The following is a 16,143-nucleotide window of genomic DNA, read 5'->3' as shown; positions in this document are numbered from 1 at the left end:
AATCTCCCCAATTATCTAACATTCATTTCCGGATGTACCGGCTTTCCATGCCCGAAAAATCTGTCGTACCATACAAGGAAAATATATACCGTCCAGATTTTTCTGCTGTTGTCTGTTTTCTCATTTACATGTTTTCCATTTTTATGATCATCCAGCATTTTTACAAGCAGCTCTGTATGGAAAAACTTTTTTGCCGCCTCTGACGTAAACATATCTTTTACCCGCTCATAATAAGTATCTTCTTTCAACCAGACACGGATCGGGATCGGAAAACCAAGCTTTTTCTTCTCTGCCGTTTTACTTCTGATCACTTTCTCTGCCGCGCCTCTTAAGGCTACTTTTGTCTTAGGCGCCCTCACTTTATATTCCAAAGGAAGTGTCTCTGCCAATTCCAGGACCTTTTTGTCCAGAAACGGTACTCTTACTTCTAGGGAATTCGCCATCCCCATCTTATCTCCCTTCATAAGAATATCATGTACCAGCCAAAGATGCATATCTACATACTGCATCTTTGTGACAGCATCCTTATCCTTTACCCGTTCATAGAGCGGGCGAGTCACCTTCATGATTCCGGGTTCACAACCCTTTTTCAAGATCTTATTTGCTTCTCTCTCCGTAAAAATATTGGTCGCATTGGCAAAATACCGCTCCTCCAACGTTTTGCCATGTCTGATCAAGAAGCCTCTCCCTTTCATGCCTCTTGGCAGGCAGTACTCCGCAAATTTTCCAAGCAGACGGCGCAGCACAAATGGAATTTTATTAAATCCGGTATGTTCCAAAGGTTCACAGTAAATATTGTAGCCGCCAAACAACTCGTCCGACCCTTCTCCAGAAAGAACAACTTTTACTTTCTTTGCCGCCTCTTCACTCAAGAAATACAAGGCAATTGCCGCCGGATCTGCCACAGGTTCATCCATATAATACTGAATATCTGAGAGCCTATCCCAGTATTCCTCCGGACTTATGACCTTTGCGTCATTTTTCATATGGATACTCTCCGCAAACTCCTTTGCATCTTGTATCTCACTGTATTTTCCCTCATCGAATCCCACAGTAAATGTATGATCCACCTGTCCTAGATAAGTCAGATAGCTGGAATCCACACCGCTGGAAAGATAAGAGGCGACTTCCACATCACTGATCTTATGCTTTTCTACTGATTCCTTCATCACTTTTTCTACTTCATCCACGACTTCTTCAAAGGATTTTTTGCAGTCTCCTGTAAAATGCGGTTCAAAATACCTCACAATACGCATCTCTCCATTTTCATAAGTCAAATAATGCCCCGGCTGCAGACAGAACACTCCTTTAAAAAAGGTTTCATTCGTAGGAACGAACTGAAAAGATAAATAGTTGCCAAGTGCCTCTTCATTAAACACCTTGTCAAACTTAGGATGCTCCATAAAAGACTTGATCTCTGAACCAAACAAAAGCGTCCCATTCATCTGCGCATAGTACAGAGGCTTGATCCCAAAAATATCTCTCGCCACAAATAATCTTTTTGCCTTTGTATCCCACACTGCGAACGCATACATACCTCTTAGCCTATCCACGAGATGTTCGCCCCATTCTTCATATCCGTGGATCAATGTCTCTGAATCTGTATTTGACACAAACACATGTCCTGCTTCTTCCAACTCTTTTCTTAATTCCTGATAATTGTATATCTCTCCGTTAAATACCAAAACCATACTTTTATCTTCATTGTACAGCGGCTGATCTCCCACAGCGGACAGATCGATGATACTCAGTCTGCGAAACCCAAGCGCCGCATCCGCGTCCACATATTTCCCCTCACTATCCGGGCCTCTGTGTATAATCGTATTCATCATGTCTGTCAATACTTGTTCTCTATTTTCCGCTTCGCCAACAAAGCCCACAAAACCACACATCTGCTCTGCCTCCTTATAATCTCGCCAACATGTTTTCCTTATAATCTTAATTATTATAGCCTCTTTTATACGCAAAGACAACAAAGAATATAAAAAAGCCGCTCATCCGACAGATGCGCAGCTCTCTTTATCGGGGTGACAGGATTCGAACCTGCGACCTCACGGCCCCCAGCCGTGCGCTCTAACCAAACTGAGCCACACCCCGGCGACTTATTTATTATATACGACTTTTTCCAAAAAGTAAAGCGGAACCTTTTTTTCTTTGCCGCCATACTATAGTACTGTAAAATTTTTAGAAAAGGAGCACACGCAAATGGCGAATTGTCAAAACAATATGCGTTATGGACGGCAGCCTTCCATGCGCAGCCCGTATATGCAGAATCAAAATAACGGTTTCCGCCCCGTCCCCGAACCCGTAAATCACACTGCGCAGAACAGTCGTTTTTCTTCACATTGCCCCGGCCATTCTGTCGGTCACGCAGATACAATGCCTCTTGCTATGGCATATGTCCCCTGGCAAAAATGGCAGAATATCTATGATACCTGCAAAGCCTTTGAGCAGGGAACTATTTTTCAGGAGCTTGATAAACCATTCCATGGAAAAGGAGGATGCAGCCGATGAGCAGTCAACCTGGAAGAAATGAACTTCTTAACCATATCAATCAGGTCAGTTTTGCGGTAGATGATGTAAAGCTCTACCTGGATACCCATCCATGTGACGAGGAGGCGCTTTCCTATTTTCAGGAATACAGTCGTCAGCGCAGCCAGGCACTAAAGGAATATGCTTCACACTATGGACCATTGACTGTCGATACAGCCGGTGTTTCCTGTACAGACAGATGGAACTGGACAAATGAACCTTGGCCATGGCAGGAAGGAGGATGCTAATATGTGGAATTATGAAAAAAGATTGCAATATCCTGTAAAAATCACCCAGACCAATCCCAAAATCGCCCAGATCATCATCTCCCAGTTCGGCGGACCAGACGGTGAGTTGGCCGCATCTATGCGCTATCTATCACAACGTTATACCATGCCATATAAGGAAGTGACCGGAGTACTGACGGATATCGGTACAGAAGAACTGGCCCACATGGAAATGATCTGTGCGATCGTCTATCAACTTACAAAAGATCTGACACCTGAAGAAATCGAAAAATCCGGTTTTAGTGCCTATTATGTCGATCACACACTTGCTCTCTGGCCGCAGGCCGCAAGCGGTGCTCCATGGACTGCCACGTATTTTCAGTCCAAAGGGGATCCCATCACAGATCTGCATGAGGATATGGCAGCAGAGCAAAAAGCCCGTACAACATATGACAATATACTAAGGCTCGTAAAAGATCCGGAAATATGTGATCCTATCCGTTTTCTACGTGAACGCGAGATCGTGCATTATCAACGTTTTGGGGAAAGCCTGCGGATTGTACAGGAAAATCTAGACAGTAAAAATTTCTATGCTATTAACCCCGAATTCGATACACGGCAGAACTGCGGATGCAGATAAGGTAGTCCTACAACTAATCATTGCCGCCCCCAGCTCAAGGAGGCGGCAATGATCAAATATTTTACTCATCCTTTCTCTTATCTGAATAACCAATCAGAAAATCCGTTGTCACGCCAAACATTTCTGCCAGCATCATAAGTATGTCAAACCCACATTCTCGCTTTCCATTCTCATAATTACCGATAGCCTGTCTGGTTACGCCAATACAATCTGCCAACATACTCTGGGAAATCCCATATTCAAGCCTCAGCATTTTCAGCCTTTCCGCAAATATATTCTGCACGGCCGCACCTTATTTTCTATAGCTGCGAAGCTTTAGTCTCTGTTTAAGTTCTTTCGCTACTCGTTCTGTATAAGTGCAGCAGATTTCTTCCTCAAAATATAAGAGACGTTTCTTCGTATCGATCTTGCAGATCAGGTCTAGATTTGCCAATGTAGAGGCTCTTGTCTTAAAAAATTCATCTGACAATTCTTTCTGCAGCGGTGTGATGTCGGCTCTGAGCTTTCCTTTCCCAGTTTTGGTGATAACTTCACAATAATGCGTGGACTTAAGCGTTTGAATGTAATAAATATCTTCCGTCCACACTTTCATCCACACTTTGTCTTTATCCAAAATATAGATATGTGTTTTCTTTTCCGTAGCTCTTTCCTCCCTCGATCATCTTTTTATGAAAAACACCACATAAACTTAATATACGATACTACATTTTCTTGCTGCAAGAAAGCCTTTTTCATCCTTTGTCGAAATTTGTCATAATTTACCATATTTATTTTCTTTACATTTCTTCCGTCTGTCCTATAGTAAAGGTTCTGTCCGCCGCGGCATGTACTCAGAAGCCTAGTACCGATGGAATTTTACGAAAAACAAGTATTAGCAGCATAAAAATGTTGCCCGGTATATACCGGACAACACAAAAACTTTATATTTTTTATTTGTCTACTTGACGAGGCACACACCATGTTTCCGCAGCACGCCCCTATGTTTATTTCGTTTTATTTTCTTCCTAATACAACATCCATTTCTTCTTCCGTGTATTCTCCATTGCTTTCCGGTATCTGCACAGTCAAAGTGACCTTGTCACCTTTCTCATAATACTGCAGTTCATTCTTTAGCGTCTCCATACTGGTAATCGCTGAACCATTGAGCCCTGTAATAATACTGCCTTTTGTCAGACCTGCCTGGGCAGCGCCGCCACCTTTTGCCACTTCTGATATATAGACGCCGACAGGCATATTAAACTGCTGTGCATACTTCTGCGTCACATCAAAGCCGGTAATGCCGATCACGCCCTGATCATCCTCATCTACTTTTGTCTTTGTTTCCTGATTCATAAGGTCTGTAATGATATCTGAAACATCACTGATCGGAATCGCATACCCTACGCCCTCTACTGTCTCTCCTACCAGTTTGGAAGAATTGATTCCGATCACTTCTCCACTTGCATTGACGAGGGCTCCGCCGCTGTTTCCCGGATTGATAGCCGCGTCTGTCTGGATTAATTTCACATCACTGCTCTGCTCTGCTTCTGTAATTTCTCCGTTCTCTGCGTCTGCCTGGGAACTGGATCGATCTGTCGCACTGATCACCCCAGTCGTGACAGACTGTCCGTATCCTAATGCATTTCCAATCGCGATCGCAGGTTCTCCTGCCTTCAACTTAGTAGAATCTCCCAGTTTTGCGACGGCTATCTCCTCTTTTGTCTCATCTGATATAGAAGACAAAGGAACTGCGATCACCGCCAGATCATGCGCCGCATCTGTCCCTTTCAGAGCCGCCTCCACACTGGTATTGTCATGAAATGTAACCGTCAGCGTATCGCTGCCTTCTATCACATGATTATTCGTAACGATCAAAAGTTCCTCATCATTCTGCGCAATGATGATTCCGGTACCTGCGCTCTCACTGTTCTGCTCATAAACACCGCCAAAAAAATCCTGCACTTGCTGTACGCTCATATTAGTAATTGACACAACAGACGGCATAACTTCATCTACAATCGCTGAAACGTCTGACGTCACAACACTGGAAGTCTGCGTCAGAGACGCATTATTTTTGATCTGTCCAGACGAAGTGCGCACACTCTTTTCGGAAGCCTGGTTCCATCTAAATATCTTATTTCCCACGATATTTGCCGATATGAACGTGGCGCTTGACACTAATCCAAACAAAAGCGCAAGTCCCGTTACTGCTATCGCTTTCGGCATTTTCTTTTTTTTCTTTTTATTTTCACCTGGCTGCTGGTTTCCCGGCTGTCCTTGCGGATTATAATAATTATATTGATTTTCCATAAGAATTTCCTTCCTTTCTTTCATCTATACCCCTATCATAACCGCCTTTTGTGTCAAATCTGTGTTTAATTATTTAACAAACTCTGAAAAGCCCACAAAATGGGAATACCCTCTCTTCGATATCCCCATTTTATATGATACACATACTTTTTTATTCTACTGTCACTGATTTAGCTAAATTTCTTGGTTTATCGACATCGCATCCTCTTCCTACGGAAATATAATAAGCGAACAACTGAAGCGGTATGATGGCAAGAGAATTCGCGAAAAACTTATTCGTTTCCGGAATATAGATCACATAATCTGCCGCACGCTCCACCTCGTCATTTCCTTCATTCGTCACTGCCAGCACGAATGCGCCCCGCGTACTTACCTCAACCATATTGCTGATCATTTTTTTATACAGATCTTTCTGTGTCAGTACTGCTGCTACTAATGTTCCTTCTTCTATCAGTGATATTGTCCCATGCTTTAATTCGCCTGCAGCATATGCTTCCGAATGGATATAGGATATTTCCTTCAATTTCAAAGATCCTTCCATAGAAATCGCATAGTCGATCCCTCTTCCAATGAAAAATACTTCATGAGCTGCCAAATATCGGTTTGCAAATTTTTGTATTTTCATCTTATTATTTAATAGCATCTCCACCTGCTCAGGAAGCCGTTTTAAATCTTCTATATACATCTTCACCTGCTCTTCTGTCACATTCCCCTTTGCCTTCGCAAACTTGATTGCCAGAAGATACAGTGCGATCAACTGACTGGAATATGCTTTCGTAGTAGCAACAGCAATTTCCGGTCCTGCCCAAGTGTACATAACATTGTCAGCCTCCCTGGCGATCGAACTGCCTACGACATTTACGATACCAAGCACTTTTGCCCCTCTTTCTTTTGATTCTCGGAGCGCTGCAAGGGAATCTGCCGTCTCTCCTGACTGGCTGATGACAATAACAAGCGTTCCTTCTTCCAGAATCGGGTCACGATATCTAAATTCTGACGCCAGATCTACCTCCACTGGTATTCTCGCCATACCTTCAAACACATATTTGCCTGTTACGCCTGCATGATAAGCTGAACCACAGGCAACAATCATGATTTTTCTGATTGCCCGTATTTCCTCATCTGACATATTTAATTCATCGATCACGATTTCATTGTTCTTCACTCTTGGCGAGAAAGTATCCGTGATCGCTTTTGGCTGTTCATACATTTCCTTCAGCATAAAATGCTCATATCCGCCCTTCTCGGCGGCATCCACATCCCATTCGATATGGGTAGGCACTTTCTCGATCTGCTCTTCATCCACATTGAAAAACTCCATCGTATCTTTTTCCATGCGCACGATCTCTTCATTTTCGATAAAATATACATCTCTCGTATATTTCAGTACCGCCGGCACATCAGATGCTATAATGCATCCATCCTTCGTATGGCCAACGATCAATGGACTGTCTTTTCGCACAGAATATAACTCGCCGGGAAAATCTTTAAAAATAATCCCCAGTGCATAAGACCCTTCCATACGATGCATAACTTTGGTGATGGCACGCAAAGGGTTCCCGTCATAATAATAATCCAATAAATGCGCGATCACTTCTGTATCTGTATCTGATATAAATTCATAACCCTTGCTAGTCAGTTTTTTCTTCAATTTCAAATAGTTCTCAATGATCCCATTATGTACTACCGCAATACTCCCGCTCTTATTCAAATGAGGATGCGCATTTAAGTCAGAAGGCTCTCCATGTGTCGCCCATCTCGTATGGCCGATCCCCATCACTCCCGGAAGCGTCTCTCCATCATGGGTCAATTCTTCCAGCACCTTCAGCCTGCCTTTCGCCTTTGTCATATTAATATTGTTTCCGTCAAACACTGCGATTCCTGCCGAATCATACCCTCTATATTCCAGTTTTGACAATCCATCCAGCAGTATAGGCGCCGCCTGTCTGTCTCCAATGTATCCAACGATACCACACATAAGTCCTTGCTCCCTTCGCATATTCATAATTTCATTATGGGACATATTGTAACAAATTTTGTAACAATTGTAAATCAAAAAAACAAAGCAACTCAGGATATTCTCATATCCAGCCGCTTTGTCTTTTCTTAATTGTTAAATATTAATTACAAATCTATGAAATCTATATCATAGTCATCTTCCTTATCAGAACGGTTTTTTCTCCCCTGTCCTTTTCTGCTTGTTCTGCTTACTTCTTCTTCATATTCATCGTCAAATTCGTCTTCCTCGTCATAGTACTCATCCTCATATGCATCGTCTTCGTACTCGTCATCATAGTACTCGTCATCATATTCGTCTTCGTACTCATCTTCGTCTTCATAACCGACAAATTGCTTTCTGGATCTGTCCGTTGTCTGCGCTTTCTCCTGCCTTTCATCCTCTAGTGGAATATCATATTCTTCATACAAGTCGTCCAGTTCCTGATTGCGATGGAAAACTTTGATTGCCAGAACAATAACCAAGATCAGAAGCAGCAATACTAACACAGTTCCTGCAGCCATTGCAAGCAGCAGATGTTTGGCAACAAAATCTTTTACTTTACCCAGGAAAGAGTTATCCACTTTTTCTTCTGTCACTTCCGGCGCCTCAAAATTCTGATACGTCTCATCCTCTATATCATATTGATACAAGCCCTTTTCCCCAGTCCGCGTATTCAGCGCATAAATAATATAATATCGGCTGCTGCTCGCCGCATCGTTCCAAGTAGGAAAAGTCTGATCCAACACCATCAATTCTGTCTCCTGATATGCTTTTGGCAAAGAGACTGCCTTGGGATCATTGAGCAGGATGATCGATGTCGTATCGGAAATCGCGATCTCCACATAGGGAGAGAAGGTCGCGTCTTCCTCATTATAAAGGAAAAAACTCCCCACGCCTGACGCATCGACCAAATATCCAAGATAAACGCCGCCTTCACTGCAGACAAATTTCCTATCTGCCCCATTAAAAGTCAGCTTTGTTTCTGTATATCCTTCCGGAATATCAGATGAAGTAAATGCTTCTGAAAAGCTATATTCTGTCCCGTCCACTGTTACTTTTATATCTGTCGCTGCTGCCGTTTGGGCTGAAGCCGAACCTTCTATAGAGGTACTTCCATCATCTGCCGCATCGACTTTCACTGTCGAAGATCCTTCCGCCAGATTCAAAGTCTCGTCTGAATATAAATAGGCCGTATAACTGTCTATCGTGACAGACGTATCTCCGGCCTTGAGCGCTTTGAACTCCAATGTCGTCCTAAGTTCTGTCTCGCTGCCTGTACCGCTTCCCGTATACCGCAATTTCCCAGAACCGTCTGTCTGTACTCCCGCTCCGCTGACAAACTCCAGCGCAGCAGTATCATAGCTGATCGTCACATCCGCGTCGCCCAGTGCCGCGCCGCCCGCTTCTATTGCCATATCTATACTTACATTCTCCCCCACCTTAGTCGTTGGATCAGAAAATGTAAGAGAACCTTCTGCCGCGTCTACGTGTATATATGCAAATGGCAGTGCAAGACATACAGATAATAAAACAGCGGCTGCTTTCTTCAATACTTTCATGTAGAATTCCTCTCTTTTGTGTTTAATCTCGTTTCATCACCCTATACGGTATGTACCGACTCTTTTACTATCATACACTTTTTATAAGAAAATGTCTATGTTTATTCATCTTTGTATACAGAATCTTCCTCTTCTTTCCGCCTTGCCGACACCACGCCGATCACAAGTACGGTCATAACGATCAATACTGCGCTTGCGATCCCCGCCACTCCTATTATGCCAAGGATCCCACTGATATTGGAATCTTTTGTAACTGGCACTTCCGCATGTTTATCCACCCTTTGTTTCGTTTTACTCTGCCCATCTTGTCTTGGTTTTGTCTTTTCCTCTCCTGTGGCAGAAGCTTTCTGCTCACTGCTCGGCTTTGTCTGAGATGAACTGCCGCTCACGCCTTGTTCTTCCCCTTTCTGAGATACCGGGGGCTGCGTGTTCCCATCCGTTCCGTCAGTCGATGGCGTGGATGGTATATTTTCAGGTGTTCCTGTTCCGTCAGTGGATGAGCCCGCTTCTCCCACCGTCTCATCCTGCGGTTGATCTATATTTTGCACTCCCTTTATGACTGCTTCCTGACTGCTCATTGTCAGCAGTACTTCATCTACTGTCACTACTTTTGCTTCCGATACACCGATAGAATGTTCTCCTGCTTTTAATACTTTGAACGTGAGATCTGCCTGTACCTCTTTTGCCTCTGTATCCAATACGCCTTCCAGATTTACAATTCCTGCCTTTCCAGCTGCCAGATCCTCCGATACAAATTCCAGACATTCCGGATCATATATGAAGCTGACAGAATATTTGCTGATCAAGGCCTCTTCACTGCTGACTACGGCCTTTACAGAAACCGTATCTCCCACTTTCGCCTCGCCGTCGGTCAGCGCTATATTTCCGCTGATATTTTCCTTTCCGTCATTTCCTGTATTCGGATTATTTTCTTCTGCACTGCCATTTCCGCTTGTCTCACCATCCGGATTCTTTTCTCCCTCCGGCTTTGTCTGGTCTTCCCGGACAGGAGGCTCATTTCCCGTAGGCTGTACGCAGGCTGTCTCCGGCATGTTTTCATATACCGGGATCTTAAATGTAAGATTTCCTGTCCGAAAAGCCGCCGTATAGGCCTCTGACATAATACTGCCTTCTGAAGCGCTCCCTGCTACATTAGCCATGTATTGATGATTGTAAAGATTATCACCCTGCACATTAAATTTCTTCAAATATAATGTATCCTGTCCCTTGTTTACATAATTTTCTCCATAATGCAGGGCGCCGCCCAGGATAGACTTTATTCTTGCGTCCCATGGCCGATCATAACTAACCGCGCCTGCGCCGGATCCTTTTGCAAACCACAAGCCTCTTTCTACCGCGGACATAGAAGCTGTCTTATACGCTCCGATATTAAAATAATTATAATATCCTTCATACCCTGCTACCGTCCCGGAAATCGAATCACCGGTACCGTCTCTGCCTTGCTCCATAATGATCATAGAAGCCAGGACATAAGGATTCACATTGGAGACTTCCGCGGCCTGAATCAAAGCAGCAGAATACGACTGTGTCCCATTCTCCTCATATGTCCCTGCCAGGAACGAATCTGCGGTCATATTTTCGATGCCTTCTTTTGTCTCCGTCTGCGGATCATAACTCTGCTTTAAAAACTGGAACACAGAATCTTCACCCAAAAAATTCCGAGGATCCATATAATACCCTATAATCTCCGGAGAGGCTGCCACCCATCCGCCGCTGTCAAATTCTGCCCACTCACCGGTATCCCAGTCATACGCCTGGTCATCTGTAGATTTCCATGAACTAATACTGGAAGCCGGCACCAGATTCTTTCCGATTATACTCTCCGCCTGCAGCGCTTCTGCCCATTCAAGCCCTGTATGCTGCGCCTCAAAGATCCAGTTTGGATATACTTCATGTAATCTTCTCAATTCAATTTTATAACTTTCCGGAAAACCCTGCTCTGTCAGATAAGACTCAAAATCCACTGCCGTGTACGGATCCGTTCCTTCTATAGGATCCGATGCTTTGACAGGCATACTTACAAGAGCATTGCCAAGCGCCATTGAGCAGCACAACAATGCAATAGACATTCTTCTTTTCATTTCATCACCCCTGTTTATTCTTTTATTTACACTTCCCTGTTTGTTTCTACAAATCTCCCCACGATATTTGTACGCAAATTATAACCCATTTTACAGAAAAAGACAACGTTTTTATTGTGATCCCATTTTTATTATTACTCCTAAATATAAAAAGCCAGACGAACACGTTTGCGGTCTTCTGACTTTTCTTTTTATCCTATATTTGCACTTTCGTCATCCTGTTGTGCCGTCTCCTGTATTGGTTCCGTCTCCCGTATTGCCGTCTCCTGATGTGCCGCCGTCTGTATTTCCTGTGCCGCCTGTATCTTGTGAACCGTCCTCTGTAGGCGGCGCTTCCGGCGGCGCCGGCTCTATCGGCTCTGTTGTCCCCGACGTATTTGGATCCACATAATCCTCTGAAATATCAGAACTACTGTCATCCTGCACATATTGACTTTCTACAGAATCTGTTCCTGTATCGCCGGTATTCGACGCACTGCCCGCAGAACTTACTTTATAAGCAATATTCGCACTCAGTGTATTGACCGTAGACGACGGTGTATACCCGGTCGTGCCAAACAAGAACTCATGAAGTTTGGATACATTGCTCGCTAGATCCTGCGGAATCACGACACTTCCCAATTCCGAAAGCGTGTCCGTTGTCAGATCGATCGGGAAGCCTGTATTTCCCGCCAATTTATAGTCTTTATATGCTTTTGCATAATTTAAGATCTCAGGCAGAGTAAAGCTGGTAGAAATCTGTGGAAATACTTCATCAATAATTTTATTTAAAGTTCCAAGATCTGTTTTTGTCGCCTTTTCTACAATTTTCTCGATCACAAGTCTCTGACGCTCTGTCCGAGTAAAATCTCCGCCTTCCGTAGAACGGATCCGCGCATACGTCGTCGCCTGCGCTCCATCCAGGACCATATGTCCGCCATAATCCAGAAAATGTGCTTCTTTCCCGGCTGAGTCAGCAGTCTCCTGCAAATATTCACTGATATAGTACGCTTCTTCATCTGTAATATCCATTTCAAGACCGCCCAGGAGATCTATCGCGTCTGCTATAGCTCCGAAATCCACAGTCACATAATCCTGGATGTCCAGATCCAAATTCATATTCAGCATATTTACCGCCATAGTAGGACCACCGAAACTATATGCCGCATTGCACTTTTGATAAGTCCCTTCTGACAGATCCAAAAGCGTATCCCGATAGATTGAAGCCATCTTGATCTCTTTTGTCTCATTATTTAAGCTTGCTACGATGATGCAATCGGTACGATTTCCTTCCCCTAAGTTTCCGTCACGGGAATCCACACCGAACAAGGCTACATTTGTATACCCTTCTCCCAGATCGATATTTTCCTGTACCTCTTTGTTGATGATCAAATCTTCCGCTTTGATCTTCTGTGTATCGACTTTATTCCATTTTGCCGCCACATAGGTCACTGCTGTTGCCAACAGACAGACAAAAACCCCGGCAAAGCATAGCAAAACCTTCTGCCAGGTACGCATTCTCGTAAACCAATTTCCTCTTTTTCTGCGGGCAAGTTTTCTGCCGCGCCTTCTTACATTTTTGGACATACAATTCCTCTCTTTGTAAATTTTGATTTATATTTTCTTACTGTATACACTCTATTTTTCATCTGTTTATCATAGTACAACAAAGAAAAAAAAGATTCAACTATTTTCATAGAATTCCTATATGGTCTGTCATATAACATCCCACTTTCATGCCGGGCGTTTTTCCAGAAAAATTTTTCTTGTCACAAAATTGTACACCATAACGATCGCCGTTACGATGATTTTAGCAAACATATAAAATACATGCAGGACTTCTGCAAAGATCCAGAGGAAAAGCTGATTGAGCCCCAGTCCGATCACACTAAGAGTCACAAACCACAAAAATTCTTTTTTCTTATCTTCCTGCCTGCCAGCATCAAACACCCATTTTACACTTAGGATATAATTATATATCACTGACACAGTAAAAGAGATTCCCCCTGACAGAAGATAATGGATGCCGCAGAATTCTGTCAATATAAGCAAAATTCCATAATCGATCAAAAAAGCGCTTCCGCCTACGATTCCAAATTTTACAATCTGTGCCGCCAGTTTTTTCATTCTTCCTCTCCGACCTTCCCCGTTTCCACTCTTTCCCGTATCCTCTGCTCGATCTCTATCTGGTTCAAAAGTATCTCATATAACTGCCGATGCTTTTTTACGATCACTGTCAAAATGATCCCGCACACCCACAAAAGCATTCCCATCACCGCAATGATCCCAGATACGATCAACGTAGGGAACCGTTGTACCAGTCCTGTATGCAAAAACTCTATCAATACCGGAATAAACAGACCTGCCGCCAGCAGCCATAACACTGCCGCAATGCAGGAAAAAAACGCAAACGGCCTGTACTCCCGAAATAGAGTCGCTATCGTAGACAACACTTTTATCCCATCCGCAAACGTATTTAACTTCGACTCACTGCCATCCGGCCTGTCTCTGTACATAATCGGGATCTCTTCCAACAGGAAATTTTTATCCACCGCATGGATCGTCATTTCCGTCTCTATCTCAAACCCTTTTGACAAAACAGGAAAAGATTTTACAAAACGTCTGCTAAACGCCCTGTATCCTGTCATAATATCATGCACTTCATTGCCAAACAGTTTATTGATAAAGAAACGTACCATTTTATTGCCCAAGTTATGAAAGGGTCTTTTATTCTCTGTAAAATAGGTAGACGACAGCCTGTCTCCGATCACCATATCTACCCCCCCCCAATACAAGCTTCACCATATCTTTTGCATGTTCTGCCGGATATGTATCATCTCCGTCTGCCATGATATAGCAGTCCGCGTCAATATCCCGGAACATGCTGCGGATCACATTTCCTTTTCCCTGGCGGTATTCGTATCTTACAACAGCGCCCGCTTGTCTGGCGATTTCATCCGTGTGATCGGAAGAATTATTATCATACACATAGACGACCGCTTCCGGCAGGACTGCTTTAAAATCTTCTACCACTTTCCGGATCGTCACACTTTCATTATAACATGGTATCAATACTGCTATCTTCTGCATATTCCCTCCTCATTTTCTTTTCACAGACGATCGCGATAAATAACGGCATCGCTGTGACCATTGCATAGCTATATCTAAATTCCGCCTGTACCGGCGTAGCGATAAACAAAGATATAAGAATCGCAACCATAGGCAGAAACGGCAGGATCGACTTTCCCTTCCTGACCGCAGCGCCGATCAACACAAACAACAGCCATGTATAAAAGCCGATACTCCACAGGAGCCCCAGAACCGGTATGCCCCTATATATATATTCCCATACTCCCAGTATTTTTACGACAGGCTCAGGAAGTTTCGGATCCCGATACATCCCCCAATCATTTTCTTTCATCATCGTTGTCGTGACCCAGTACTGTACATCCGGATACCAGTATCCTTTTGTCTGGTCAATCTGTGCTTTAAGATAGGTAGAGGGATGGGAGAACCCCAATTCCAGCCATAGCCGGAAATAGTCACCTTTGTGCTCTTTTATATATTCCTGGTCACCGGTCTGCCTCACTAGCGTTTTTATAGGATCCGAAATCGTCGGATCATACACTTCCTTAATCTGCCCGACATCCACAGCCTTTTCCAACAGTTCATACTGTTCCTTCTTCAGTTCTCCGCCATCCGCGATGACTCTGGCGATATGCTGTGCCGGAACAGATAAAGATTCGATCACATCCGGAGGAACTACATGATACTGCTCTAGGACAGGCCCCTTATAAACTGAAGCCAGCAGAACTGTCAGCATGCATAACAACAGAATTCTTTTTCGTCTGCCCTTGAACAGCCAGATAAAAAACGGGATACACAAAAGATATGCATAATATCCATTGCTTCTCAATATACAGAGTAGCACACCTGTTATAAAAAACAACATATATTTGCCCGCTCCTTTTTCCCCCTCTTTTTCTCTGCATATTTTCCATATGGACAGAGAAAACAAGAGTACGACCGCCCCGAGCAGTACATCTTTCCATAACGTCACTGCATAAAATGCATTGACAGGAAAAAGCGCAAAATAGGCAAGACTGCCTAAAATAAAATATGGATGCAGCTTCTCCTTATAAAATGTTAATAAAAGGTAGGCATAGGTACCTGCCATCACACACATCTGCATGAAAACACAGACAGCCACACCTGCGTTCGGCGTATGAAACAAAGAAAAACCAAGTACATAAAACAGCCTGTGCAACATCGTATGGATCCAGGGCTGATGGTTGCTGTAAGAGCGCAGTCCCAGCGCCTGAGCCAGCTGCCACTCTGCATCATCTGTGATGATCCCCGGATAATAGGCTAGAAAATACGGAAGCCAGCATACCATACAAATGACAAACGCACCTGCAAAAAACATCCAGGGCTTTATTTTCCCTTCTCTTTCTTTATATAATTCCACAGACAGCAGCTTATGAAAAAGCAGACTTAACACACGATGGAGCAGCAAATACAGCCCATATACCGTGATCATATACTGTACGATCTTTTTCACACCGCTCAGCTGATAGGCTTCATAGTTTCCCGCCACCCACAAAACAGAAAAAATGGCAGAAAGGATACCGACGATCCAACATTCTACTTTATCTTGTGCCGGTGTCTTTGTCTGTAAAAGACAATATACACCTACTAAAAGCAGCACAGTAAAAATATTCGATGTCCGCAGCTGTAATGTCCAGATCAGCGCCGCTGTGATCACCAGTACCTGTATATAAATATTTTTTATCACCGTCTTGATCTTCTTCATTTT

General features: G+C 43.5%; 13 protein-coding genes, 1 tRNA gene and 1 pseudogene. 3 read left to right on the top strand and 12 right to left on the bottom strand.

Annotated features, from left to right (window positions below; translation table 11 throughout):
* Positions 1-11: 11 nt before the first annotated feature.
* Both asnB and BN3282_RS10765 read right to left on the bottom strand, forming a co-directional pair.
* On the bottom strand, positions 12-1,892 hold the full coding sequence (gene asnB, locus BN3282_RS10770; RefSeq protein ID WP_059069073.1) for an asparagine synthase (glutamine-hydrolyzing): 1,881 nt from the start codon (positions 1,890-1,892) through the stop codon (positions 12-14).
* Positions 1,893-2,022: 130 nt separating this feature from the next.
* A tRNA-Pro gene (locus BN3282_RS10765) sits at positions 2,023-2,097 on the bottom strand.
* A gap of 108 nt (positions 2,098-2,205) precedes the next feature.
* On the opposite strand from BN3282_RS10765, the gene BN3282_RS15505 reads away from it, so the two are divergent.
* The 3 genes from BN3282_RS15505 to BN3282_RS10750 are packed head-to-tail and all read left to right on the top strand — an operon-like array spanning position 2,206 to position 3,399.
* On the top strand, positions 2,206-2,514 hold the full coding sequence (locus tag BN3282_RS15505) for a spore coat associated protein CotJA (protein WP_059069072.1): 309 nt from the start codon (positions 2,206-2,208) through the stop codon (positions 2,512-2,514).
* Positions 2,511-2,780, top strand: coding sequence for a spore coat protein CotJB (locus BN3282_RS10755; protein ID WP_059069070.1), 270 nt, complete (start codon positions 2,511-2,513; stop codon positions 2,778-2,780). Before BN3282_RS15505 ends, BN3282_RS10755 begins: the two co-directional genes overlap by 4 nt.
* A 1-nt stretch (position 2,781) precedes the next feature.
* Positions 2,782-3,399: a manganese catalase family protein gene (locus BN3282_RS10750; RefSeq protein ID WP_059069067.1), complete on the top strand. Its 618-nt coding sequence runs from the start codon at positions 2,782-2,784 to the stop codon at positions 3,397-3,399.
* A gap of 61 nt (positions 3,400-3,460) precedes the next feature.
* Here BN3282_RS10750 and BN3282_RS10745 read toward each other — a convergent pair whose 3' ends face one another.
* From BN3282_RS10745 to BN3282_RS10700, 10 genes and pseudogenes are all read right to left on the bottom strand, one after another.
* Complete coding sequence (locus tag BN3282_RS10745) at positions 3,461-3,682, bottom strand: helix-turn-helix transcriptional regulator (RefSeq protein WP_082667531.1); 222 nt, start codon at positions 3,680-3,682, stop codon at positions 3,461-3,463.
* A 9-nt stretch (positions 3,683-3,691) separates the two neighbouring features.
* Positions 3,692-3,991, bottom strand: a complete 300-nt coding sequence (locus tag BN3282_RS10740; RefSeq protein WP_242866631.1) for a LytTR family transcriptional regulator DNA-binding domain-containing protein — start codon at positions 3,989-3,991, stop codon at positions 3,692-3,694.
* 401 nt (positions 3,992-4,392) lie between these two features.
* Positions 4,393-5,688 (bottom strand): S1C family serine protease, encoded by a 1,296-nt coding sequence (locus BN3282_RS10735; RefSeq protein ID WP_059070404.1) that lies wholly within the window; start codon positions 5,686-5,688, stop codon positions 4,393-4,395.
* A 151-nt stretch (positions 5,689-5,839) separates the two neighbouring features.
* Entirely contained in the window at positions 5,840-7,666 is a 1,827-nt protein-coding gene (gene glmS, locus BN3282_RS10730) for a glutamine--fructose-6-phosphate transaminase (isomerizing) (RefSeq protein WP_059069063.1), read from the bottom strand.
* A gap of 146 nt (positions 7,667-7,812) precedes the next feature.
* On the bottom strand, positions 7,813-9,246 hold the full coding sequence (locus BN3282_RS10725; protein WP_059069062.1) for a cohesin domain-containing protein: 1,434 nt from the start codon (positions 9,244-9,246) through the stop codon (positions 7,813-7,815).
* A gap of 101 nt (positions 9,247-9,347) precedes the next feature.
* Positions 9,348-11,348 carry a hypothetical protein gene (locus BN3282_RS10720; RefSeq protein ID WP_154821487.1) on the bottom strand — a complete coding sequence of 667 codons (2,001 nt, stop codon included), beginning with the start codon at positions 11,346-11,348 and terminating at the stop codon, positions 9,348-9,350.
* Between the two features lie 213 nt (positions 11,349-11,561).
* Positions 11,562-12,914 (bottom strand): LCP family protein, encoded by a 1,353-nt coding sequence (locus tag BN3282_RS10715; RefSeq protein ID WP_082667530.1) that lies wholly within the window; start codon positions 12,912-12,914, stop codon positions 11,562-11,564.
* A 147-nt stretch (positions 12,915-13,061) separates the two neighbouring features.
* On the bottom strand, positions 13,062-13,454 hold the full coding sequence (locus tag BN3282_RS10710; protein ID WP_059069058.1) for a GtrA family protein: 393 nt from the start codon (positions 13,452-13,454) through the stop codon (positions 13,062-13,064).
* A pseudogene (locus BN3282_RS10705) lies at positions 13,451-14,417 on the bottom strand (glycosyltransferase family 2 protein). Before BN3282_RS10705 ends, BN3282_RS10710 begins: the two are co-directional and overlap by 4 nt.
* Positions 14,383-16,140, bottom strand: coding sequence for a DUF6020 family protein (locus tag BN3282_RS10700; RefSeq protein WP_059069056.1), 1,758 nt, complete (start codon positions 16,138-16,140; stop codon positions 14,383-14,385). The pseudogene BN3282_RS10705 and the gene BN3282_RS10700 overlap by 35 nt, the downstream one beginning before the upstream one ends.
* Positions 16,141-16,143 lie beyond the last annotated feature (3 nt).

Source organism: Mediterraneibacter massiliensis (assembly GCF_001487105.1).
Lineage (GTDB): Bacteria > Bacillota > Clostridia > Lachnospirales > Lachnospiraceae > Mediterraneibacter > Mediterraneibacter massiliensis.
Note: the sequence above shows the minus strand (reverse complement) of the source record. Positions and strands in the feature narration are given on the sequence as shown.